Origin of the sequence: Bradyrhizobium sp. (assembly GCF_019242285.1) — a bacterium.
Classification (GTDB): Bacteria; Pseudomonadota; Alphaproteobacteria; order Rhizobiales; family Xanthobacteraceae; genus Bradyrhizobium.
This window is the reverse complement of record NZ_JAFAVV010000020.1, coordinates 1-21,817: the sequence shown is the minus strand read 5'-3', so window position 1 is coordinate 21,817 and position 21,817 is coordinate 1. Positions and strand designations below refer to the sequence as shown.

Sequence of the window (21,817 nt, the reverse complement as noted above, 5' to 3'; positions counted from 1 at the left end):
TGCGGTGGGCGCGAAAATCGCGAATTGAAATCAGATTATTTTGACATTTAATTCAGCTATAATAAAGATAGTTTGATCGACATAATGTGAGAGACGGAGGGACGGACATCCCTTCGATGTCCTGCAAGGGATCATATTTCGTGAAATTGTCGCAGCGCCAATGCTTGCCCACTACCCGCGTCCGAATCGTCCGCCCGCCTTGCGAGCAAGGCTTGGATTCCAACCGTAACTCATTGAAATCGGATACTCCCGTCATGGGTCGGGCGGATTTTCCGGCGCAGGCCGTCCAGCGGCCGGCATCGGCCCGCGCGCAACGATCGTGTTCCGATCATAGCTTTATCAATTAGGATTGACGAACGTATGCATAGCGGGCTTTCGGTGACACTGGCGACCGCCGGAGCTGGCGGCACGATTGCAGCCGTCCGTAACCTCGGCGCGAGCGGCGTCGACGTCGAGGTCATTTCGAGTGAGTGGCTGGCGGCGGCGGCATGGTCGCGCCACACGAAGCGCACCCATTCTGCCCCCTCGGAAAGCAACGTCGAACAATTTCTCGATCGGCTGCTCGCGATTGGCGAATCCAACCCGGGTCGGATCTTGCTGCCGACGTCGGACGCGACGGCGTGGATCTATGCCGAGAATGCGCTCCTGCTGAAACGTTACTTCCGCTTGTATCATCCTACCATCACCACGTTGCGAAGGATTCTTGACAAGAAGCTGTTCGAGCAGGCGGCCCTCAGCGTCGGTTTGTCGGTGTTACCAAGCTGGGATCCGCCAGGTCTCGAAGAACTCGAAGCGCTTGCGCCGAGCCTGCCCTTCCCGGTCCTCATCAAACCGCGTACCCACGTCCACCGCATCAACAATGACAAGGGCGTGGTGGTCGCCACGTCCGACGAATTGATCCGCGAGTATCGCAGATTTGTCGAGCGGGAGCAGGGACGGACTGCCGGCACTCCCCTGCTGCCGGATGCCAGGCGGCCGATTCTACAGAAGTTCGTTCGCGTGACGGACGAGGGCGTGCTCTCCGTCACCGGCTTCATCGATCGAAGCGGCGAGCTTTTTGTGACCAGGGCGGCGAGGAAGGTGCTTCAGCGCTCCCAGCCCGTGGGCGTCGGCGTGTGCTTCGAGGCCCAGCCCGCGCCCGCCGAACTGCCGGATCTCGTTCGCGGCCTGTGCAGGGAGCTGGACTACTTCGGACTCTTCGAAGTCGAATTCATCCGGAACAATGGCCATTGGGCCGTGATCGATTTCAATCCGCGCATGTTTAGTCAGGTCGGAATGGACATCCGCCGCGGCATGCCGCTTCCGCTGCTCGCCTGCCTCGACGCGGTCGGAGATACCACCTCCTTGCGTGAGGAAGTCGCGAGGGCGCAATCGGGCGACGACGATCGTGTCGTCTTTAGCGACCGCTTCACCTTACGGGCAATTCTCGTTGCGCAGTTCCTCACCGCGCGCATGTCCAGCGAACGCCTCGCAAGATGGCGCAACTGGATGAAGGCGCACGCCGGTCATGCCGTCGACTTCGCGGCCGATCGCAATGATCGCCTGCCCGGCATCGTCCACATGCTCTCCGAACTGTATCTCGGTCTTAGATCGCTACCACGCTTCGTGTGTGCGAAATCGACGGCTGCTCCTTCGACCCAATTGGCAAAGGACGCACTTGAGAGGCAGCCGTCGTGAACAAGGTTTCAGTCGCAATCGTCGGAGCGGGCCCATACGGTCTTTCGCTGGCCGCCCATCTTGCGGCCCGCAATATCGAGCACCGCATCTTTGGGCAGCCGATGCAGTTCTGGTCGGGCATCGCAGAGGCCGGCGGCGAGCGATATCTCAAGTCCTACTGCTTCGGAACGAATCTCTCGGCGCCGATGCCGGGCTTTGCCTTTGCCGACTATAATCGCCCGCGCGGGCTGGAGACCTTCGAGCCGTGCTCGATGGAGAACTTCACCGCCTATGGACGCTGGTTCCAGCAGAACCTGGTCCCGTCGGTCGAGCGCGTCGAGGTCGAGCGGATCGAACGGCAAACCGGCGCCTTTGTTCTGCGCCTTGCTGACGGCGGACGCTGCGATGCGGAGCGGGTCGTCATCGCAACGGGCCTGTCGCTATTTGCCAGTCTTCCTCCGCTCCTGGCGTCACTTCCTTCCGCGCTCGTCGCCCATACGTCGGAGATATCGAGCTTCGCCGCGTACAGCGGCCGCGATGTCGCAGTCGTAGGAGCCGGGCAATCAGCCCTCGAAGCGGCGGCCTTGCTCCATGAAGTGGGCGCACGGCCGCAACTCCTGGTGCGCGAGGACGAGCTTCTGTGGCAGACGCGCGTTTCGCGCGAACGAAGCCTGTGGCGGCGGGTGCGCTCGCCGATTGCCGGTCTGGGAACGGGGCCGAAGGCGTGGACGCTCACCCATTTTCCAGGCGCAATGCACAACGTGCCCGATGCATGGCGGACGCGATTCACGAAAAGCCATCTTCCGGCCGAGGGAGCCTGGTGGCTGCGCGACCGCGTCGAAAGAAAAGTTCCGGCGCATCTCGGTGCCGCCGTCGTCGAAGCGGGTGAAACCGGCAGCCGCGTCGCGCTCAAGGTCCGTCTTGCAACCGGCGGCACGCGGCAACTGGTCGTCGATCATGTCGTCGCCGGCACCGGGTACAACCTCGACGTCGAGCGCCTCAGCTTCATCGAAAAGAGACTGCGCGATGCGATCGTGCGTCTGGAGCGTTCCCCTCGGCTCAATGCCTCCTTCGAGACATCGGTGCCCGGACTGCATTTCATCGGCCCTTCGTCGGCGATGAGTTTCGGTCCGCTGTTCAGATTCGTGGTTGGCGCTGAATACAGCGTGCAGGTCCTGTCGGCCGGCCTTGCGCCGAGAGTCAGACAACGGGCCGCATGAGCCAAGCCGGTCCGATAGCGTTCCTGCCGGGCGCCGGCGGTGGCGTGCCCGATCTCGACGTGTTCAGAGACGGCTCAAGCGATCGGCACCAGGTCGAGGTGATCGCCTATCCCGGATGGAGGCGTTATGTCGTCGAGGGATATTCCGCGAATGATTTGATCGATGACCTGGCTGCCGAGATCGCCAGAAGAGTACCTCAGGGACCCATTCGGATCGTTGGCGTCTCAATCGGCGGACACTTCGGCTACGCCGTCGGATTGCGGCTTCAGAACCGGGGCCGCCAGATCGCGGGCTTGTGCGCGATCGATTCGATGATGATCCAATCGTCCGGGCCCTCGAAAGGATGGAAGAAACGCGCGTTGCAGCAGGCGCTGGAACTGCTGCGCAGCCGCAGTCTGAGCGGCCTCATTCACTTCGTGCGCTCGAAGTTCTGGCGCGCGCTGATGAGAGCTCTCGGCGACCGGCTGACCGCGGTGGCTCGACGCCATTCGACGAGGTTGCCCCGGGTTTTTGCGCTTGATCCGCTCCTCGAGGAAGAGCTGAACATGCGTCTCCTGATCAGAACGTCGGCCTCCTGGTTTGGGTCGCTTGACTGCAATCCGATCCCGCTGAATGCGCCGACCGTCCTGCTGCGGACCAAGCTCGTGGCCGGTGACGAAGAATCCTGGCGGCGTCGATGCCCCAACATCGGAATCTTCGAGATCTCCGGCAAGCATCACAATCTGTTCGATGCCGAGAACGTCGCAGAGCTGCACGAGGCCTTCGTCGGGGCGACGCGCGACTGGCGAAGGTGAACCTCCGCCGCTCCACCACTATGCCACAGCAAAGACAGAATCTGACACCGGAACGGTGGCGGCGGAGCGGCGCCGCCGTCATCGGGCCAGCGATATCCTGAAGCCATCGGCCCGGGGTTCGAGGGAACCAGCCGCAGCGCAACCTTGATGCTGCGCCAAAGTAATCATCGGCAAGACTGGAACCCGTTCGCATTATGGTCGCGCCAAAATTAAACCATTTAATTTTGCGGCAGCGAATCGCGGTGATGCGTCAATTTGTACAATACTATCGAATAACGAATCTCTTAATGTAAATGCGCTTTAAAGTGGAGTTTGCAGATGAACTTCGCGAGCGCGGTAGCACGAAGAGTCCGAAGGCATACGTTAGGTCCGCTGCCGGACGATCCAGCCAGAATGCGACTGGCATCGCCAGTCATGATTGATCTGTCCAACAAGGTTGCTCTCGTCACGGGAGCGGCCGGGGAACTCGGCCGCCCGATCGCACGAACGCTGGCCGCGTGCGGCGCCAAGGTCGCGATACACTATCAATCGTCACGCGATGTCGCCCAGAGGCTTTGCAATGAACTGAACGCCGACGATGCGACTCGCGCTTGCACGGTGTCCGGAGACGTTGGCAAGCTGGACGACGTGCTGGCGATGCGTCCGATCATCGAGGAAAAGCTCGGCCCGGTGGACATCGTCGTCAACAATGCGGTGACCTGGTTCCAGGAGCGGCCCGTCATCGAGCAGAGCTTCGACGATTTCGAGCGGGTCTTTCGCTCGTCGGTCATTCATGCCTGGGCGACCGCCCGCGTTTTCTCCGAGCCGATGATAGAGCGAAAGTGGGGACGCTTCATATCGCTCGGAACCGAAGTTACGAGCCAGGCTCTCGTCAATCGGGCCCCCTACTCGGCAGCGAAATGTGCAATGGACGGCCTTCTTCGTTCGCTGGCGCGGGAACTCGGACAGCATTGCATCACGGTCAATCAGGTCGCTCCGGGCTGGGTCATTTCGGACAAGGATCGTCGCGACCGCGACGAGGTGCAGCCCTTGTACGAGAGCGGCGTCCCGCTCAGACGGCGGGGATACGATCAGGACGTGGCCTACATGATCGCATTTCTTGCGTCGGACCTGGCAAGCTTCGTCACCGGCGTACGAGTGCCGGTGTGCGGCGGAAACATCATGTCGGAAGCCTGATCAGCCGCAGAGCCTGCGCCGGGATGGTCGCCGCGGTTCTGCCGAGCGCCCGGCCACGGGCGCGTATCAACACCGACTAGCGAAATACGCGGTTCCGATGGCACCATCGGACGAAGACATAGACGGACCACACCCGCGACCAATACATGCCCGGCGCCCCCTCCAGGAAGGCGCGCCATAGGCGCTCCACCGCAACGGGATCGAGGCCGACCGGAGCAATGGCCTGCGGGTCGCGGAGCGTCTGATCCATCACGCTTTGCAGCCCGGTCCGGATCCAGCGATCCAGCGGCAGCACGAAACCGCTCTTTGGCCGGTCGAACAACGCGGGATCGAGGCCGCGCAGGCCGATGCGCCGCAGGATCGCCTTGCTGCGCATCGGTTGATAGCGGTTCCGATCCGGCAGTCGATCGACACTCTCGAAAAGCACCTGATCGACCAACGGCACTCGCTGCTCCAACGACGCCGCCATGCTTGCCGCGTCGTTGTCACGCAGCAGCCGCTCGCCCAGGAAGAGCCGCTGCTCCATGACGCTGATGGCCGACAGCGGCGTGCGGGCGCGCGTCTCCGCATTGAGGCGCGTCCGCATCGCTTGCGGCAGTCCGTCTGCAAGCGCGCCGGCAAGATCCGGTGCAAGCAGTTCACGCTGAAATCCGGGGAGGAAGAGCGCGTAAGCGAGCTGGTACAGCGCCAGAAGATCGTCGCCGCGGCGAACCATCTCCGGAAGCTTGGCCCAGCGGGTCTGCGGCGACACTGCCTTGCCGGCGGGCGACACCAGGCGCGATGCGAGCCTGGCTGCTGCGAGCTTGAGGCTGGCAGGCACGCAGGCGGTCCGCCGCGACCACCGCTGCAAGACCGGCAGATCACGAAACGACGTGTAGCCGCCGAACAATTCGTCACCACCCGTTCCCGACAATGCCACGGTGAACCCGGCGGCCCGGATCGCGTGCGACATGTAGTACGAGTTCAGACCATCGAAAGTCGGCTGGTCGAGGCTGTCGAGTGCCGCTTCCAGGCTGCCGACGAAGTGCTGCTGCGTCAGCATCACCTCGTGATGCTGGGTTCCGATCGCGGCTGCAATCCGCTTCGCGATCGGCCCCTCGTCGAGCTCCTGTTCCTCGAAGGACAGCGTGAACGTATGGATCGGACTCCCTGTTGCACGCTGCGCGAGGTTGGCGATGACGGAGGAATCGATGCCGCCGGAGAGAAAGACTGCCAGAGGCACGTCGCTGGCGAGGTGCAGCTTCAGCCCCTCCTGCAGGACGGACTCCAGTCGGTCCTCGTCCATGCTCTCCTCGGTAGGCTGTCCGGAGATCGACCAGAAGTCCTCGTCGCGGAGCTCGTTGCCCGCGCCGTCGAATTCGATCAGCCTTCCCGGCATGAGAAGCTCGATGCCCTTGACCGCCGTACCCGGGCCGACCACGAAACCGTTCCACAAGCCGCTGGCCACGGCCTGGGGATCGAGACGGGGGTTACCGAGAAGATTGGAAGCCAGTAGCGCGCGGAGCTCCGAGGCGAAGGCCAGCGACCAGCCTGCGTCGGGACTGGAATTCCGCGCCACGTAGAGCGGCTTGATGCCGAGAGGGTCCCGCGCGATCAGGAGCCGCCGCTGGCGCGGATCCCAGCAGGCGAATGCGAACATGCCGCGCAACCACTTCACCGCCTCCGGCCCATGCAGGCCAAGCGCGCGCAGCATCACCGCGGTATCGCCGGTGGAGCTGAAACTCTGCCCCTCGGCCACCAGGCGACGCCGCAGATCGGCGAAATTGTAGATTTCGCCGTTGAAGACCACCACGCGACCGGTCACCGGATCCGTCATGGGCTGGGCACCGGCCGGAGAAAGGTCGAGGATCGAGAGGCGGCGATGCGCCAGCAACGCGCCCCAGCCGCGCGCGTCCGGTGGCGAAGCCCACGTTCCGCTGGCATCCGGCCCGCGGTGGACCATGGCGTCGTTCATGCGCTCCAGCGCTGCGCGATTGCTTTCATCCAGCCGTCCGATGATCCCGGCGATACCACACATTGAGGAGGTCCTCTTCTCGGCCTCATTGCCGCGCTTCGTGTGACGTCATTCTCTTCGTGACCTTTCGACGTCAGAATGAAAGGGGATGCAGACCGAAATCCAACACGAGCTTCTCGAACTCAACCAATTCTGCCCGCGTGCCGCCTCGCGTTTCCCACCATCGGTCGGGATCAAAGCCCGAATACCGTTCGGATCGCACCATGACGCGCGTCGGATGGCCTTTCATTGCGCGATCGAGAACGCGTCGCGTACGTCGGGAGTGGTCCTTGGCCGCCACGAACACGATGGAGTGGAATGCGTGCTGGTCGCACCATGACGGCAGGATCTGGCCTTCGCCTTCAGTCCCGGCTTCGGTTCGGGGAATTCGCATGATCTCCGTCACGCCGAGCCAGCCGAGCTGCCGGACCTGTTTCGCCGCCTCATCCTCGTAAGGGAGCCCTCGGCGAATGTACTCGAGGTCCTCCCCGCTCGGAGGATCCGTGAAGACCGCAACGCGCGTCGCGATGCCGTCACGGACGAGATCCGCCGCTTCGAGCGCCCCGGCACCGGCGGAATCGGACGATATGATGATGACGTCGGCGGGCTCCAGCGGCTCGCTGGTGACGAGCGCCCGTCCCGCCGCTCGCAAGCCCCACTCACGAATGGAAGGTATTGCAACGAGAACAGCCACGACCAACGCCGTCGCGAGGAGTACCGAACCCCATCTGATCCAGCGGAACGCGGAAGGCCGGGCTGTCTGCCCAGTGCCGGCAAGCGCTGCCTTCATGAGCTTCGCTCCAGGATGTCGCGGTAGAAGCCCTCCAGCGCCCGGGCCGCCGTGCTCCAAGCGTAACGATCGACGGCCACCTGCCGCGCCGCCCCGCCGATGCGCGCCGCGAGGGCGGGATCGCCGAGCAGCAGGTTGATCGAGTCCGCGAAGGCGGCCGGCTGATCCTCGATGAGAATGTCGCGTCCGGGAACGGCCTCGATCCCCTCGGCGCCCAAGCTCGTAGAGACTACGGCCTTTCCCATCGCCATGGCCTCGACGATCTTGAGGCGCGTGCCGCCACCGAGCCGCAGCGGCACCACCACGACCGCCGCCTCCGCGAGGTGCGGTCGCAGATCCGAGACGAAGCCGGCCAGCTCGATTCCTGGACGGACCAACGCCTTGAGCGACGAAGGCGCCTGGCCACCAATGATCTTCAGGCGTGCTTTCGGATGCGCCTCCGCGACGCGCGGCCAGATCTCCTTCACAAAATAGCTGACACCATCGACATTGGGGAAGTAGGAGAGAAGCCCGAAGAAGACCACCGTACGGCCATCTGACGCCGGGTCCATCGCGCGGGGCTGATAGAACTCCACGTCCGCCGCATTGGGGATCACAAGGGTCCGGGCGCCGGGAGCCTCGCCGAGCAGACGCTGCTGATCGGCTACGCTGCAAAGATAGACGCCGTCGGCTGCGCGGTAGGTGCCGAGCTCCTCCCGTTCCAGCTTTCGTGCATTGATCCTCGCATACGAGCGTCGGAAGAAGCTACCGGCACTGGCATATTGCATCGCCAGGTCGTAGTCGATGTTGTGAGAGTCCACCACGAGCGCAGGCAGCCGGTCTCCGCGCGGCGCCTGGCGCAGGTTGTGCCCGCCCAGGAAGGTGAATTCGAGATTGACGATATCGAACCGCTGGGAGCGCAGGACGCGATCCAGAGCATGCTGCAGTTCTGGCACCGTGACCAGCAGCCGCTCGAAACTTCTCGATGCCACCAGCGATCCCAGCTGACGCAGCCGCTTGAGGAGGCCTTCACGCCCGTAGGGATCGCGAACGAGCACGACCTCGCGGCAGTAAGCCTGCATGGCGCTCCTGCATTCCTCGATGTCGAACTCCTGTTCAACCAGCACCACCGCGGTCAGATCGTGTCGTCGGGCGAGTTCAGTCATCAACCCGTGGATCCGCGCCTGGGCTCCGAAGCGCGGCGGGCTCACCGGGACGTGCGACACGCAGAGAATGTTGAGACGCTGTGAGGTCATCGAGGGCGGCTTGGCAGCGACACGAAAGGTGTCCCAGACATCTGGTGGGCGTCAGATCCGAACGACGGGGTCAAAATCATTCGCTGCAAGCGTCCGGTTTGATCTGGCCCTACCGCCTGCCCATCACGTCATGGACGAGTCTGCCCGCGACCCTGAGCGGCTCGGTCAGCCTGAACAAGCCGACGACCACAGCAGCGTAAACGCAACTGCAGAAACAGCCCGACAAGACGATGCGGGCAAGGCTGGAATAATCGGCAAGCAGCGCGATTTGCAGCCACCAGCCTGCGGCCGCGCCGGCGATGGCACCGATCGACTGCGGCCCCACCGCCCGGATCACCAGTCCCGCTCCAATTCCAATCGGACGGCCGGCATAGGTGACCGAAGGCAACGCAAGCAGCGTGCTTGCCGTCACCACCGCCGAGGCGACCCCCGTGGGGCCGAACGGCAGACCTATGGCGACAGCCAGGACCTGGGCCAGGAGCGTGACGATTCCCCATTTCTGCCACCGGTCCGCTCGGCCGATGGAAAGATGGAGCCAGCCCTGCGAGCCTTCGACCACATGCGAAATGCCGCGCAGCGCGATGATGCTCAGCAGCGAGCCGGCCGCCCGCCATTTTTCGCCCAACAGGATCACCGTCAGATCATTGGCTGCAACCGACAAGATCGCTGCCAACGGCATGAGGAAGAAGGCAAGCATCGACAATGCCGCTTCGTATTTCTGCCGAAGCGCGGCCGGATTGGATTGCAGTTTGCTCAGCGCCGAGCTTCCGACGGCATGTGTCTGATTGAGAACCGAATAGATGGAGTTCTCGTACAGGTTCATGGCGGTCTGGTAGTAGCCCACCTGTTCGGGCCGGTAGAACAAGCCGAGCGCAATCCGGTCCACCGCCCTCGACAGGGTATATGCGACCGTAAATCCCACCACGTGCAGCCCGAACCGAACCATCGACCTCACGTCATCGTCAAAAACGGGAGCCCCAGGTCTCCAGCGGCACGCGGACCAAGCGCCGAGAACGACGCAGACCGAGGTCGTAATCGGCCGCAACACCAGCGCCCAGTAGCCATACCCGCAAAGTGCGACGATGATTCCAATCGAGGTGCCCGCCAGAGTGGCGACGAGCTGAATCCGGCCAATCCGGCCAAACTGCATGGTGCGTCGCAGGAGCGCAAAATGCTGATTTGACATTCCCGACAACACGAAGGTGACCGCGACACACATTGCGATCGGCTGCAGCCGAGGTTCGCCATAGAGCCATGCGATCAGCGGACTGCAGGCGGCCACGACCACTGCGACCATCAACCCGATGCCGCTGCTCACCCAAAAAAGACCACTGACCTGCGCCGGCGTGATTCTGCTCCGTTGCGCCGTCGCGTCGAGAAGGCCGAAGTCGATCAGCAGCGGTGCGAAGCTCGTGAGCACCGTAATAATCGCGACCAACCCGAAATCCTCGGGCGCCAGCAGCCGCGCCAGGACGATGGCCGCTACGATCTGAAACGCGGCATTGCCATATTGAATTACCAAAAAAACGATTCCCCCGCGCAAGACGCGGCGGCCCAGGTCCTGGGATTCCCTGTGATCCTCGAAATAAGCTGCAACCGCGTCAGACATGCTCATTCGTCCTCGTTCATCAACGCACGCCCGAGCGCGACACAATGGGCATGTCCGCAGGCGATCGAGTTGGCGTGTATCCGAGGCATGATCAGTCCGGTCGGGCGCGGGGCCCTGAATTTTCATAAAACAAATGCGTCAAGGACAAACGTACGCTTGATTTTATCACTTCGCACCGGGCTCGAAACAAGATTTAACCTATCAGATTGCGACATTAAATATATGATTAAATTAACCGCGTTGACAGCCGGAACTGCGGGAAGGATTTGTTCGTTCCGGATATTTGATCAAGCCTTTCCGGGCATTTGCAAGTCGGGCGGCGCGAGGCACCCTGGATGAGAGAGCGCGCACGGATCAGCTCGATCTCCTTGCAGGCTCAGTGCTGGGAGACGGTCTCCGCGAGCTTCCTGAGACGGTCCTTCCTGTCGAGAGCCCCTTGCATCGGCTCGAGGCCGGCGGCGGCGAGAATTGTTTCCCAGCGGTAGACCCAGTCATGTCGCATCAGGGCCCGGGCCGCCCCGGTTCGCCGGATCGTATCCTGACGCTTCGGATCCCGATCGAGAGCTCTGATGACCTCGTCGATATCGGCCGAGTCATGGGGCAGCCGGATCACCGCGTCGGGCCAGTCGAACAGTTTCGGGAACACTTCATTGTCCGGATGCTCGCCAACCATGACGGCTCCCGCCGCGGCTCCTTCGAAATACCTGTAGCCAAACTCGATCTGACCACCCGTATGCTGCGGCTCATCGAATTTTCCAGGATTGACCAGAAAGTACCTGCTCCGCTTGGCCAGGTTCGCGATCTGCGAGCGGTGCTCTCTGGCGTTAATGGCCTGGTTTCCGCTGATGCTGTCGTAAAGGTAGAAAATACCGCTCTCACGAGCCATCTCAAGAAGTCTTTGGTGCGTGATTTGAGGTCGACGCCCGACACTGTAGACGTCGATGACTCTCTCCGGCGGGTCCGGATAGGGACAGAACAAGGCGGCATCCACTCCCGGCGGCAGAAAGACGCATTTGCGACCGATGAACTCGCTGAGCGGCTTCACGGTCTGACTGTGATACTGCATCACGACGTCGAACTTGGCCAGAATGGGCAGGAAATGGCGATGCTTGTGGATGTCCTTTGCCCAAAGCTCATCCAGAAGGCACACCGACGTCTTGCAGACATCCTTCAGTTTGCTGACGGCATTGAACATGATCAGATCCTGCGGAAACCCGCAGATCGTAAAGAGAAGGTCGTATGTTCCGTTTGCTGCCGCTCTCGGGATACCCGGATTCAGCGCGACGGGCGCATGATAGGCCAGCCGGGTGGCGAAGCTCGCGCGCCTGCTGGAAGGATCGACCTTGGGCGCCAACAACTCGGCGGAATCAATTTCGCAGATGATGTCCTCGAACTCGTAATGCGGACACCGATTGAGGGCCTTTCCGAAAATATTCCTGAGCGAGAAGATCAGAACACGCGGCTTACCGGATTGGGCGGCCATCGATACCTCCCTGGTCCCTGCCCGCCCCCATTTCGGCCAACGCGTTCCGGACGCTGATCTCAAGCAACGACATCAGGGCTCACGCAGCGGCAACCGGACGGACAAGGTCAGCGTCCAGGGCAAGCCGCGCGGCGGCCTCGAGTCGCGCGAAGGGCACGTCGGCGCGGATCGCCATGTCCAGGAGGCTGTGCCTGCCATCCGCCAGGTTGAGAAACCACAACAAGTCCATCTGGGTCGCCCCACCGGCCTCGCGTTGTCCAGCAATCGCCCTGTAGAGCCCGCGCCTGCCGAGCTGAGGCTCGCCACGGCCGTCCACGCGCTGATAGGTGCAGTTTCCATCCAGCAGCTCCAACAGCGTCTCCAGCACCGCATAAGAGCGGTCGAGAGCCTCGGGCTTCACGAAGTCCAGATTGTCCGCCGAGGTGTGATATTCGGGAAAGGTGCCATGAACACCGCGCATCAGGCAGCCGACCGGAAGATCAAAGCCCGGGGAGCAGAACTGGCGCTCATCATATCCATAAGGGTTGAACGGCATCACCTCATGCGGCTCGCCGGCATGCTTCAGCACATGGGCCACCGCGCGATCGATCGTCGCCCCTTTGCGGCTCTGCTTGTAGTGAAACGGACCGCCGTCTCCCAGACAGGTCAGGACGAGCCCATGCGCGATGCGATCGACCATCGCTTCGTTTCGGGCCAACCAGGCAATGGCGCCAATGGTCGCCGGCAGAAACAGGAAGCGATATCCCAACCGCCCCTCGCGCTCCGCCCGCCGCATGGCGAGCGCCGTCATGATGGCAATTCCCGACAGATTGTCGTTTGCAAGACTGGGATGGCAGACGTGACAGGTGATCAGGACCTCGCTTTTCGTCTCACCCGGAACGAAGAACTCGCCGTAAGTCATCGAGCCGGGCGCGATGTCACTGTCGATATCGACCCGATAGGCTTCGTCCGTCATGCTCTGCCAAAGCCGGTCGGGAAGGCAGAAGCCCCAATCGTCGGCGTAGTATCCGGTGCGGTAAGGAATGAGATCGGGCTGGTCCGGCAATGTGTGGACATGCCGCGCGAGCTCGGCGCGGCTGAACACGCCGTGGACCGGCTTGCTGTATCCGAGGACGTGGAGGTTGTGGTCGGCAAAATCGACCAGCGACCGGCCGTCGAGCGTCCTGATCGTAGCGCCGCGGATGTTCCACTCCATCGGCACGTGCCAATCGAGGACGGCCGTTCCCGATTCGACTTCATGAATTGCGAGATCGATATGATCGGCGACAATCGCGAGAGTCTTGCGGGCGCCAGCGCCGGTGAGGCTCCGGTTGATCGGAAACATCTCCCGGATCATATCGTGAAGGTCGATGTCGGGCCGCCGCCGGTCCAGTGCAGAAACTTCGGATTTGATCAGCATCTTGCCTCCGCAAGGCTCACCAAAGGTTTCGTTCGGCAAGCAACGGCCATGCGGCATCCTTCGCCGACAGCATCGTCACCGGTTCCGGCCACCTGATCCCGATCGCCGGGTCGTCATGACGAAAGCCGTCCGACAATTCCTCGACATATTCGATGCCCATCAGATACTCGACCGTCACATCGTCGGTCAGCGTCTGAAATCCGTGGGCAAAGCCTGCCGGAATGTAGAGGATATTTGCCGTCGAAGGACCGAGTTCCACGGCAAAAACCTCTCCGCGCGTCGGAGAATTTGCCCTGACATCGACGATGACGTCGTGAATCCGTCCAGCCGTGCACCGGACGATCTTGGCATCGGCCTTGGGCGAACGCTGGAAATGCATTCCCCGAACGCTGCCGCGGCGACGAGTCACTGAGCTGTTGCCCTGAACGGGCCGGAAGTCGATGCCCTCCTCGGCGAAGGTTTTTGCACACCAGGTACGCGTGAAGCTGCCGCGGTCGTCGGCCCGCACGTTCAGCTCGATCAGCCGTGCATCCGAGCGCCCGAGTTGGACAAATCTCATGGACTAGAACTCTTTCCACCAATATGTCGCCGACATCCCTGCAATTTCCGGCCGCCAGCTTGCGCATGGCGGCCGAGCCGACGCGAGCCGCCGACACGGGCTATTGCTCGATGGTCGCCTTGGGCACCGGCACGATGAAACGTCCGCCCCAGCTGCGGATTTCGGCCATTTGCGCCTTGATCTCGTTCTTGATGTTCCATGGCAGGATCAGGACGTAGTCCGGCTTGGCCTCCAGGATCGCTTCCGGAGGCAAGATCGGAATGCGGACACCGGGCATGTAGCGCCCCTGCTTCGACGGCGCGCGATCGACCGTGAAGTCGAGAAAATCCGTCCTCACCCCGCAATAGTTGAGCAGCGTGACGCCTTTGGCCGGGGCTCCGTAGCCGACGATCTTCTTGTTGTCGCGCTTGAGCCCGATCAGCAGTTCGAGAAGGGCACGCTTCGTCTCCTTGACCGATTCGTTCCACGCAACGTAGTTCGCATCATCGTGCAGGCCATAGGCGCGCTCCCGCGCGAGGACGTCGGCCACGTTCGGGCTTTCCGGATGCGATGCCTGCTCGTGACAGACAAAGAACCTGATCGATCCGCCATGGGTCTCGGGCAGCTCGACATCGAACACACGCAGGCCAGCCTTGGCGAAGATCCGCTGACCCGCGATCAACGACAGATACGAAAAGTGCTCATGATAGATGGTGTCGAACTGATGCCGCTGCATCAAGGTCAACAGATGCTGGACCTCGAGCGTCGCGACGCCCTCGGGCGCCAGCAGGATCTTGACGCCGCCGACGAAGTCGTTGATGTCCGGGACATGGGCGAGAACGTTGTTCGCCGTCACGAGATCGGCCGACCATCCCTCTTCGCGAAGCACGTTTGCGTAGGCACGGCCGAAGAATTCGATGCGGGTTTCGATTCCCTTGTCGCACGCGGCCTGTGCCACGCTTTCGCAAGGCTCGACACCCAGGCAGTTGATCCCCTTCCCGATCGAGTATTGCAGCAAATATCCGTCGTTCGATGCAATCTCGACATGGCGCGAGGCCGGGCCCAGCTTGAAGCGCCCGACCATGTCGTCGACATAGGATCGCGCATGCTTCAACCAGGAGCTCGAATGCGAGGAGAAGTAGGCATAGTCCGCGCGGAATATGTCGGAGGCCGCCAGCAGGTCGCGCGTTTGCACCAGGCGGCATTCCCGGCAGACAAAGGTCTCCAATGGATAGAACGGCTCCGCCTTCATGTAGCTCGCCGGATCGACGTAGTCGTTGGCGACCGGCGACAGGCCGAGGTCGATCAGCTTGAGTTTCAAATCGTGACCGCAATGCCGGCACTTTGGCGCAATGTCGACGGCTGTCTGGATGCTCAGGTCCATGGATTCTCCATTACTGTCCATCTGGCGGAGCAAAAATCCCGCACGGGTCCTCCGATGGAATCAACGCCATTCAAGCCTGTCGTTGATCCGTCCGGTGTCCATGTGGTCCTGCAGGACCTTGAGGCGGATCAGATCGGATGAACGGAATTCGGCGTCCTTGAAATTCATCTTCTTCAGGCCGTCGACCAGATTCTGAATCGACTGATCGAGCGTCACCACCGGTTGATGATCCGGCGCCAGCGACCGAAACAGGCCGAAGTCGACCTTGTAGGACCGGCTGTCCACGGGCGCGGAGGTGTTGATCGACACATCGGTCCCCGGCACTCTCCCGGCCACCGCATGGGCGAGTTCCCTCACCTGGTAGTTGCCGTCATCGGAACCGGCGTTGACCGTCAGGAAGCGGCCTCCCGTGCCGGCCGGCCGGCCCACGGCCCAGTCGATCGCGCGCGCCATGTCGGCAACGTCAATCAACGGCCGCCAGGGCGTCCCGTCCGAGAGCACGCTGATCTGTCCACGACTGAGTGCGCACGCAACGAAGTCATTGAGGACAAGGTCGAGCCTCAGCCGATCCGACATGCCGCAAGCGGTCGCAAAGCGCAGGCAGGTGATGGTCATGTCGGTGTCGATTGCAGCGAGTTCCCGCTCCGATCCGATCTTCGATTTTGCGTAGGCGGTGATCGGGTTGACGGGGTCAGTCTCCTTGCGCGGCGGTCCGTCGGCAATGCCATAGACGCTGCAGCTCGATGCAAACACGAAGTTCTTCACGCCGGCTGCGGCCGCCGCCCTGCCGAGCGACACCGTCGTGTTCTGGTTGATGTCCAGCGTCACATCCTGGAAGCGGTTGCCCATCGGATCGTTCGAGATTGCGGCCAGCTGGACGATCGCATCATATCCCCGCAGATCCAGCGACATGTTGCGGACGTCGCCATAGAACTGCTCGTCGAGATATCGTTCGGGCAGGATCGGAGCGCCGGTGAGGCAATGCGCAAAATAGGCATTGTCGAAGCCGTGCAACGTGGCATCGGGCCGGCGCGCCCGCAGATATCTTGCGACCGCCGGGCCCACATAGCCCATGTTTCCCGTAACGAGGATTTTCAAGTAACCTGCCCCTTCGCGATTACGTGTCGAGAGCAGCGTACTATTAAATTACCGACCATTGAATGACTTTTCGCACTCGACGCATTAATTATTAAAAGCCAAATCCGGGACCGCGCCTTTCCGGCGGGCCGCCATCAATGACGAATTTGATACAGCCCGCGGCCGATCGAGACAAGCCATCCGCCGGAACAAATAGTTCGGTTGGCTGGCCTCCTTCTCTCTCGAGCGCGATCATCGGCGATGTTCCGTAGCGTGGCAGTCGTCGCCCCAGGTCCCGCTTTGGGACAGGCTGCAACCACGGGATAGCCCTTGCCGGCCTCCGTTTTTGCTCGCCAATCAGAGGCAATGGATTTAAAGTAGGCGTCAAATTATTTAATGCGCGACCATCAGTCAAACGATTGCGACGATGTTTTTATGAACGCTGATTTTGGCGCCGCGGATGCAGCGATCATTTCGCCCGCAGGCAGCAGCACCGATTTCGACACATGAATTCATTGGAAAACAAAGGACAGAGGGCATGACATTATCCGCCGGCGATTGGGTTGAAGTCCGCAGCAAGGAAGAAATCCTCGCGACACTCGACGGGAATGGTCGCCTCGATGGAATGCCGTTCATGCCGCAAATGTTCAAGTGGTGCGGTCAGCGACTTCAGGTCTACCGGCGCGCCCACAAGACCTGCGATACGGTGACCGGGTACACCACCGGTGAATGGCTTGGGCGCCGGCTCCCGAATGCGGTCCATCTCGACCTCCGCTGCGACGGCGAAGCCTACGGAGGTTGTCAGGCGGGATGCCTGATCTTCTGGAAAGAGGCGTGGCTCAAACCCGTCGATGGAAATGACGCCACGTCGACCGAACGCGACCGCCAGCCATTCCGGATCTCGCCCGGATGCACCGAACGTGCAGTCTGGGACGCGACGAAATCGCCCGATCAGCCTCCGGGAAAAGGTACGAAATACGCCTGCCAGGCAACCGAGCTGCCGACCTATACGCAACCGCTGAAGTGGTGGGATGCGCGACAATATGCCGAAGACATCAGTTCCGGGAATGTCTCGACCGCCAAAGCGTTCCGGGGCTTTCTCTACTTCGCCTACGTCAAGACCACCATGGCGCGACGACACAGGCTCGGGCGACCGGCACGCTGGATTTACGACCGCATCCAGTCGCTATGGGGCGGCGTGCCCTTTCCAAGGCGCCGAGGCGATTTGGAGACCGACAAGGACGCGCCCATCGCCGACCTCCAGCTTCAGCCCGGCGACCTGGTCCGCATACGCCCGCACAAGGCGATTCTGGCGACCATTGACAAGAGAACCAACAATCGCGGAATGGGCTTTGACGCCGAGATGGTTCCGTATTGTGGGAAGGTGTTCCGGGTCCGGACCCGCGTCGAGAAGTTCATCGACGAGCGGACGGGCTACATCAAGCGGATGAGGACGCCCGCAGTCATCCTGGACGGCGTCTACTGCCAGTCGCGCTACAGTGAGAACAGGTTGTTCTGCCCGCGCAGCATTTTCGCCTGGTGGCGGGAAGTCTGGCTCGAGAAGGTCCCGACCGAGGCACTCGGGCACGCTGCGACGGAAGCAAATGTCGAAGTCGCCAGAAGGGCGGCCGGCTAGTCTCCGTCGTGCTCTGCCCTCGATCTGAGAGCCCCGACGCGACCTTGTCGCGCATCCGTCGGGGACTCCAGGCGGCGGCGCCGGCCCTGGAGACGGCGGCCCGCCGCCCGGTCAACCCAGCGACAATTTGCGTGCGACGAATGCCTCGGCGTAGCGCTCGCTGGCGCGACACTCCATTCCCCTCAGCCGTGCCAGACCGAAGAACGTTTCAGGATCGAACCACTGTTTGGAGCGCTGGCTGCCAAAATGCGCCATCAGCAAATCGACCTTCCGCTTCATGATAGATGCGGGAACCGGCACATAGAAATTGGGTCTTCCGATGTCGCCGTCCCATTTCGGGATCTCGTACTCGAGAACGAGGTGGTCCCGAAACGTATTCCACACCAGCCGGTTGACCTGGCGATGGTCCTGATGCGCATCGTCTTGCCGGTGAGCGAGGATGACGTCCGGATTGACACGGCTCTTCAACGTCTCGAACCAGATCTTGATCTCTTCGCCCTGTTCCGGAAAGAAGCCGTCTCGAAAACTCTTGATTTCGATCGTGCGCGCCGCCGCTTCCGCGAGAAAATCCGCCGCCGACGCTCTTGCTTCACGACCGCGTTCATCGACGCCGCTGAGCACGCACCAATGAACGTCGAGACGAATCCCCTGGTCCAGCCAGCCTAGCAGGGTGCCTCCCGCCCCGATTTCGATATCATCGGAGTGCGCCCCCAAACACAACACCGACAGACGCTCACCGCGTCCGGCGATCTGCAAAGCCCTCATCCGTTCACCACGGCAGCGACGTTCGTGCCAGAATGCCAAGGCGTATCGCCGCGCTCCATCATCTCCTCGAGCACTTGACGGTCCCTGAGCGTGTCCATCGCCCGCCAGAACCCCTCGTACCTGTAGGCCATGAGCTTGCCGGCCGCGATGAGCCGCTTGAAGGGTTGCACGACGAGTTCATCGCCTTCCTCGATGTAATCGAAGATCTCCTTGCGGAAGATGAAATACCCGCCGTTGATCCATATCTCGGAATCGTTGCTCGCGCTCATTCGCCGGACCGTGCCCTTGTCGTCGAAATCGGCGAGATGAAACGTGATCGGCGGATGGATGGCGATGAAACAGCCGACCATGCCGCTTCTCTTGAAGCGATCGATCATGTCCGGCAGCGGCGCATCGGTCAGGCCGTCGCTGTAATTGGCGAGAAACATCTCCTCGTCCTGAACGAGATGACGCACCGCCAGCAGACGCTGGCCGATGTTGCGCCAAATTCCTGTATCCACGAGCGAGACACTCCAATCGACGGGGCGCTCGCCCAGCAATTCGACCTTCTTTCCGAACTGCGAGATCGTACAATCGCTGTTCGCGGCCTGGCTGTAGTTGAGGAAATACTGCTTTACCACGTTCGCCTTGTAGCCCAGGCAGAGCACGAAGTCCCTGTGCCCATACTGGCTGTAATACTGCATGACGTGCCAGAGGATCGGCTGATGGCCGATCGGTATCATCGGCTTCGGAATGCTCTCGGAATACTCGCGTATCCTCGTACCAAGCCCGCCACAGAACAGCACAACTTTCATGATTCCAGGTCCTCGGATCTATGGCGCTCGCGTCGACATCCAGCGCAACCAGCTCGCAGTGCCGACGACCGCGAAGGGTCCGTCGGAAATCGTCCTCATGCTTCCGCGACCGGCTCCAAGTGCAATTCGGCCGAGCCGTATCGGCTTCGACATCTCGCCGGTCAGGCAAATTAACCGATTCAATCAACCGCCATAATATTGACCGCCATCACCGCATCCGAACCGGCCGACCCGGACCAACGCGACGGCGCGGGCAAACATACATCCGCCCGATTTGATTTTAAATAGCTAATTTCATTTCGCCCGGAATCGTCGGATTTAATATCGGGCAACGCCCGTCGCCTTCAGCGCCGGTCCACCAGTCATTTTCAATGCCGACATCCACCCAAAGCGCTTGCCCTCGCGCCCGATTCAAAATATGTTAATAAATAATTGCTTGTTAATTTTAAATACCGAATATACATATTAAACATATTAGCAGAAGATTTATTTATTATGCTGCACACACGACATCCCGTCAGTCTTGCAAAGCAGCCGGATGGCCCTTCGGCCCTCGGAATGGCCGAACAGCTGCGCGACGATCGGAAATGGCCGATCCACTATGAATCCGTGGAGTCGCTGGTCCCCGTGGCCGACACCGTGACGATCGCTATCGTCAGCATACTCTCGGGCCTGCTGTATCATCTGGAAGGTTGGGAACCGGCGAGCTACATCAGCAAATCCTGCGGTCTGGCAATTCTCGTGTCGGCACTTTTCATCTCGCTGCTGAAAATCCGGGGGATGTACAGGCCGACGGAACTCCTCGCCCTGCCCCATCAGATCCGCGCGGTTTGCTGGGCCTGGATCACCGCGTTCCTCGTGCTTTTCGGGGCCTTGTTCGCGCTCAAGATCGGAAGCGAAATCTCGCGCGGTGCCAGCGTTCTTTTCGGGCTGCTTGGGCTGGTCGCGCTGATCGTGCATCGGCGCATCATTGGATATCTGCTCGCGAGAGGTCTGGCAGAGAAGCGGTTTTCCGGCCGAAACGTCGTTCTGATCATCGACGACTTGAACAACAGCGACGATCTGAGCAGCGACGAAGCCAGCATGAGCCAGGCTCTCATGGACACCGGCTTTCGGGTCAGGAGACGTTTCCTGTTTCCCGAGCCCGGGGCGGACGCGTCTCGTCAGCGGACCATCATCGCGAGCGTCATCGATTATGTCCGCGGCTCCGACATCGAAGAGATAATCGTCGGAGCCAGTCCCGACCGGTGGCCCGACCTGCGGAACTTCGTGGCCGAGCTGAGGGTCCTGCCCTTCCCGGTCAGCTTCGTGCCGCTGGGAGCGGCTTCGGAGATGTTCAAGCGTCCTCGCCATGAGCTCGGCGAAGCCGTATGCGTCGAGTTGCAGCGTGGTCTGCTCAGCTCGTTCGAACACGCCGCCAAGCGCAGCATTGATCTCTTTTTCGCCGGACTGGCGTTCGTAGCGCTGCTGCCGCTGCTGGCGGTCGTCGCGGTAGCTATCAAGCTGGACTCGCCGGGGCCGGTTCTGTTCAGGCAGCAGCGCTGCGGGTTCAACGGCAAAGGCTTCCTGATTTACAAGTTTCGCACGATGTCGGTCCTGGAGGACGGCCCCTCGATCGTTCAGGCAACGGCTGGCGACCGCCGTTTCACCCGACTGGGCACTTGGCTGCGCCGGACCAGCATCGACGAGCTACCGCAGCTCATCAACGTCCTGAACGGCAGCATGTCGCTGGTCGGGCCGCGCCCCCATGCTGTTGCCCATGACGGCGAGTTCGACAAGATCGTCGGGAATTACGCGTTCCGACGCCGCGTCAAACCGGGACTGACGGGATGGGCTCAGGTGCATGGCTGCCGAGGACCGACACCCACGGCAGCCTCGATCGAACAACGCGTCGAATATGACCTTTGGTACATCGACAATTGGAGCCTCTCGCTCGATATTGCCATCCTGCTCCGGACTCCGATCGAGCTGATCCGCGGCCATAACGCGTATTGACGCCTCCCGGACGTCCGCAACAGGTGCCTGCTGCAAGACGAAACCCAATTTCGGATTTGGCGGCTCGGGATCGCCTGAGCGCGGCTGAAGCGGCGGCAAAACCTCTCTGCCGGACCGACTGGCCGGTTTTGCACGACGAGCCTTCTCGATGCCGCGCCGCGCTCCGTCACGGCCGGCAATATCGGGATCACCTCACGCCCGCTGGCGCCGCCCCTTGGACGCGCGACCGCCAATCTCGAAATCTTCGATCTTGCGGCCGGTCTTTATCGCGGC

Annotated in this window: 17 protein-coding genes; 6 read left to right on the top strand and 11 right to left on the bottom strand. The window is 61.5% G+C overall.

Annotated features, from left to right (window positions below; genetic code table 11):
* The first annotated feature begins 378 nt into the window (after positions 1–378).
* The 4 genes from JOY90_RS01105 (at position 379) to JOY90_RS01090 (ending at position 4,846) form a co-directional block, all read left to right on the top strand.
* A complete protein-coding gene (locus JOY90_RS01105) occupies positions 379–1,677 on the top strand; it encodes an ATP-grasp domain-containing protein (RefSeq protein WP_291689332.1) in 1,299 nt (432 codons plus the stop codon).
* Entirely contained in the window at positions 1,674–2,876 is a 1,203-nt protein-coding gene (locus JOY90_RS01100) for an NAD(P)-binding domain-containing protein (protein WP_291689331.1), read from the top strand. The genes JOY90_RS01105 and JOY90_RS01100 overlap by 4 nt, the downstream gene beginning before the upstream one ends.
* The gene (locus JOY90_RS01095) at positions 2,873–3,670 is read left to right on the top strand and encodes a thioesterase domain-containing protein (RefSeq protein WP_291689330.1); all 798 of its coding nucleotides are present in this window, start codon (positions 2,873–2,875) and stop codon (positions 3,668–3,670) included. Before JOY90_RS01100 ends, JOY90_RS01095 begins: the two co-directional genes overlap by 4 nt.
* Before the next feature lie 414 nt (positions 3,671–4,084).
* Positions 4,085–4,846: an SDR family oxidoreductase gene (locus JOY90_RS01090; RefSeq protein ID WP_291689329.1), complete on the top strand. Its 762-nt coding sequence runs from the start codon at positions 4,085–4,087 to the stop codon at positions 4,844–4,846.
* Between the two features lie 76 nt (positions 4,847–4,922).
* Here JOY90_RS01090 and asnB read toward each other — a convergent pair whose 3' ends face one another.
* From asnB to JOY90_RS01045, 9 genes are all read right to left on the bottom strand, one after another.
* On the bottom strand, positions 4,923–6,863 hold the full coding sequence (gene asnB, locus JOY90_RS01085; RefSeq protein ID WP_291689328.1) for an asparagine synthase (glutamine-hydrolyzing): 1,941 nt from the start codon (positions 6,861–6,863) through the stop codon (positions 4,923–4,925).
* Positions 6,864–6,933: 70 nt separating this feature from the next.
* Positions 6,934–7,629 carry a hypothetical protein gene (locus tag JOY90_RS01080; protein ID WP_291689327.1) on the bottom strand — a complete coding sequence of 232 codons (696 nt, stop codon included), beginning with the start codon at positions 7,627–7,629 and terminating at the stop codon, positions 6,934–6,936.
* Positions 7,626–8,774, bottom strand: a complete 1,149-nt coding sequence (locus JOY90_RS01075; protein WP_367276865.1) for a glycosyltransferase family 4 protein — start codon at positions 8,772–8,774, stop codon at positions 7,626–7,628. The genes JOY90_RS01080 and JOY90_RS01075 overlap by 4 nt, the downstream gene beginning before the upstream one ends.
* A 199-nt stretch (positions 8,775–8,973) precedes the next feature.
* Positions 8,974–10,473: a lipopolysaccharide biosynthesis protein gene (locus JOY90_RS01070; RefSeq protein ID WP_291689325.1), complete on the bottom strand. Its 1,500-nt coding sequence runs from the start codon at positions 10,471–10,473 to the stop codon at positions 8,974–8,976.
* A gap of 376 nt (positions 10,474–10,849) precedes the next feature.
* Positions 10,850–11,956 carry a glycosyltransferase gene (locus tag JOY90_RS01065; RefSeq protein ID WP_291689324.1) on the bottom strand — a complete coding sequence of 369 codons (1,107 nt, stop codon included), beginning with the start codon at positions 11,954–11,956 and terminating at the stop codon, positions 10,850–10,852.
* 79 nt (positions 11,957–12,035) lie between these two features.
* On the bottom strand, positions 12,036–13,355 hold the full coding sequence (locus JOY90_RS01060; protein ID WP_291689323.1) for a DUF4910 domain-containing protein: 1,320 nt from the start codon (positions 13,353–13,355) through the stop codon (positions 12,036–12,038).
* A gap of 16 nt (positions 13,356–13,371) precedes the next feature.
* The gene (locus JOY90_RS01055; RefSeq protein ID WP_291689322.1) at positions 13,372–13,914 is read right to left on the bottom strand and encodes a dTDP-4-dehydrorhamnose 3,5-epimerase family protein; all 543 of its coding nucleotides are present in this window, start codon (positions 13,912–13,914) and stop codon (positions 13,372–13,374) included.
* 100 nt (positions 13,915–14,014) lie between these two features.
* Positions 14,015–15,277, bottom strand: coding sequence for a class I SAM-dependent methyltransferase (locus tag JOY90_RS01050; protein ID WP_291689321.1), 1,263 nt, complete (start codon positions 15,275–15,277; stop codon positions 14,015–14,017).
* Positions 15,278–15,337: 60 nt separating this feature from the next.
* On the bottom strand, positions 15,338–16,375 hold the full coding sequence (locus JOY90_RS01045; RefSeq protein ID WP_291689320.1) for an NAD(P)-dependent oxidoreductase: 1,038 nt from the start codon (positions 16,373–16,375) through the stop codon (positions 15,338–15,340).
* Positions 16,376–16,892: 517 nt separating this feature from the next.
* Between JOY90_RS01045 and JOY90_RS01040 the strand changes: the two genes are divergently transcribed.
* On the top strand, positions 16,893–17,990 hold the full coding sequence (locus JOY90_RS01040; protein WP_291689319.1) for a hypothetical protein: 1,098 nt from the start codon (positions 16,893–16,895) through the stop codon (positions 17,988–17,990).
* A 111-nt stretch (positions 17,991–18,101) separates the two neighbouring features.
* Here JOY90_RS01040 and JOY90_RS01035 read toward each other — a convergent pair whose 3' ends face one another.
* Both JOY90_RS01035 and JOY90_RS01030 read right to left on the bottom strand, forming a co-directional pair.
* Positions 18,102–18,755, bottom strand: coding sequence for a PIG-L deacetylase family protein (locus JOY90_RS01035; RefSeq protein ID WP_291689318.1), 654 nt, complete (start codon positions 18,753–18,755; stop codon positions 18,102–18,104).
* On the bottom strand, positions 18,752–19,549 hold the full coding sequence (locus tag JOY90_RS01030; protein WP_291689317.1) for a glucose-1-phosphate cytidylyltransferase: 798 nt from the start codon (positions 19,547–19,549) through the stop codon (positions 18,752–18,754). The genes JOY90_RS01035 and JOY90_RS01030 overlap by 4 nt, the downstream gene beginning before the upstream one ends.
* 558 nt (positions 19,550–20,107) lie before the next feature.
* Between JOY90_RS01030 and JOY90_RS01025 the strand changes: the two genes are divergently transcribed.
* Positions 20,108–21,544: an undecaprenyl-phosphate glucose phosphotransferase gene (locus tag JOY90_RS01025; protein WP_291689316.1), complete on the top strand. Its 1,437-nt coding sequence runs from the start codon at positions 20,108–20,110 to the stop codon at positions 21,542–21,544.
* Positions 21,545–21,817 lie beyond the last annotated feature (273 nt).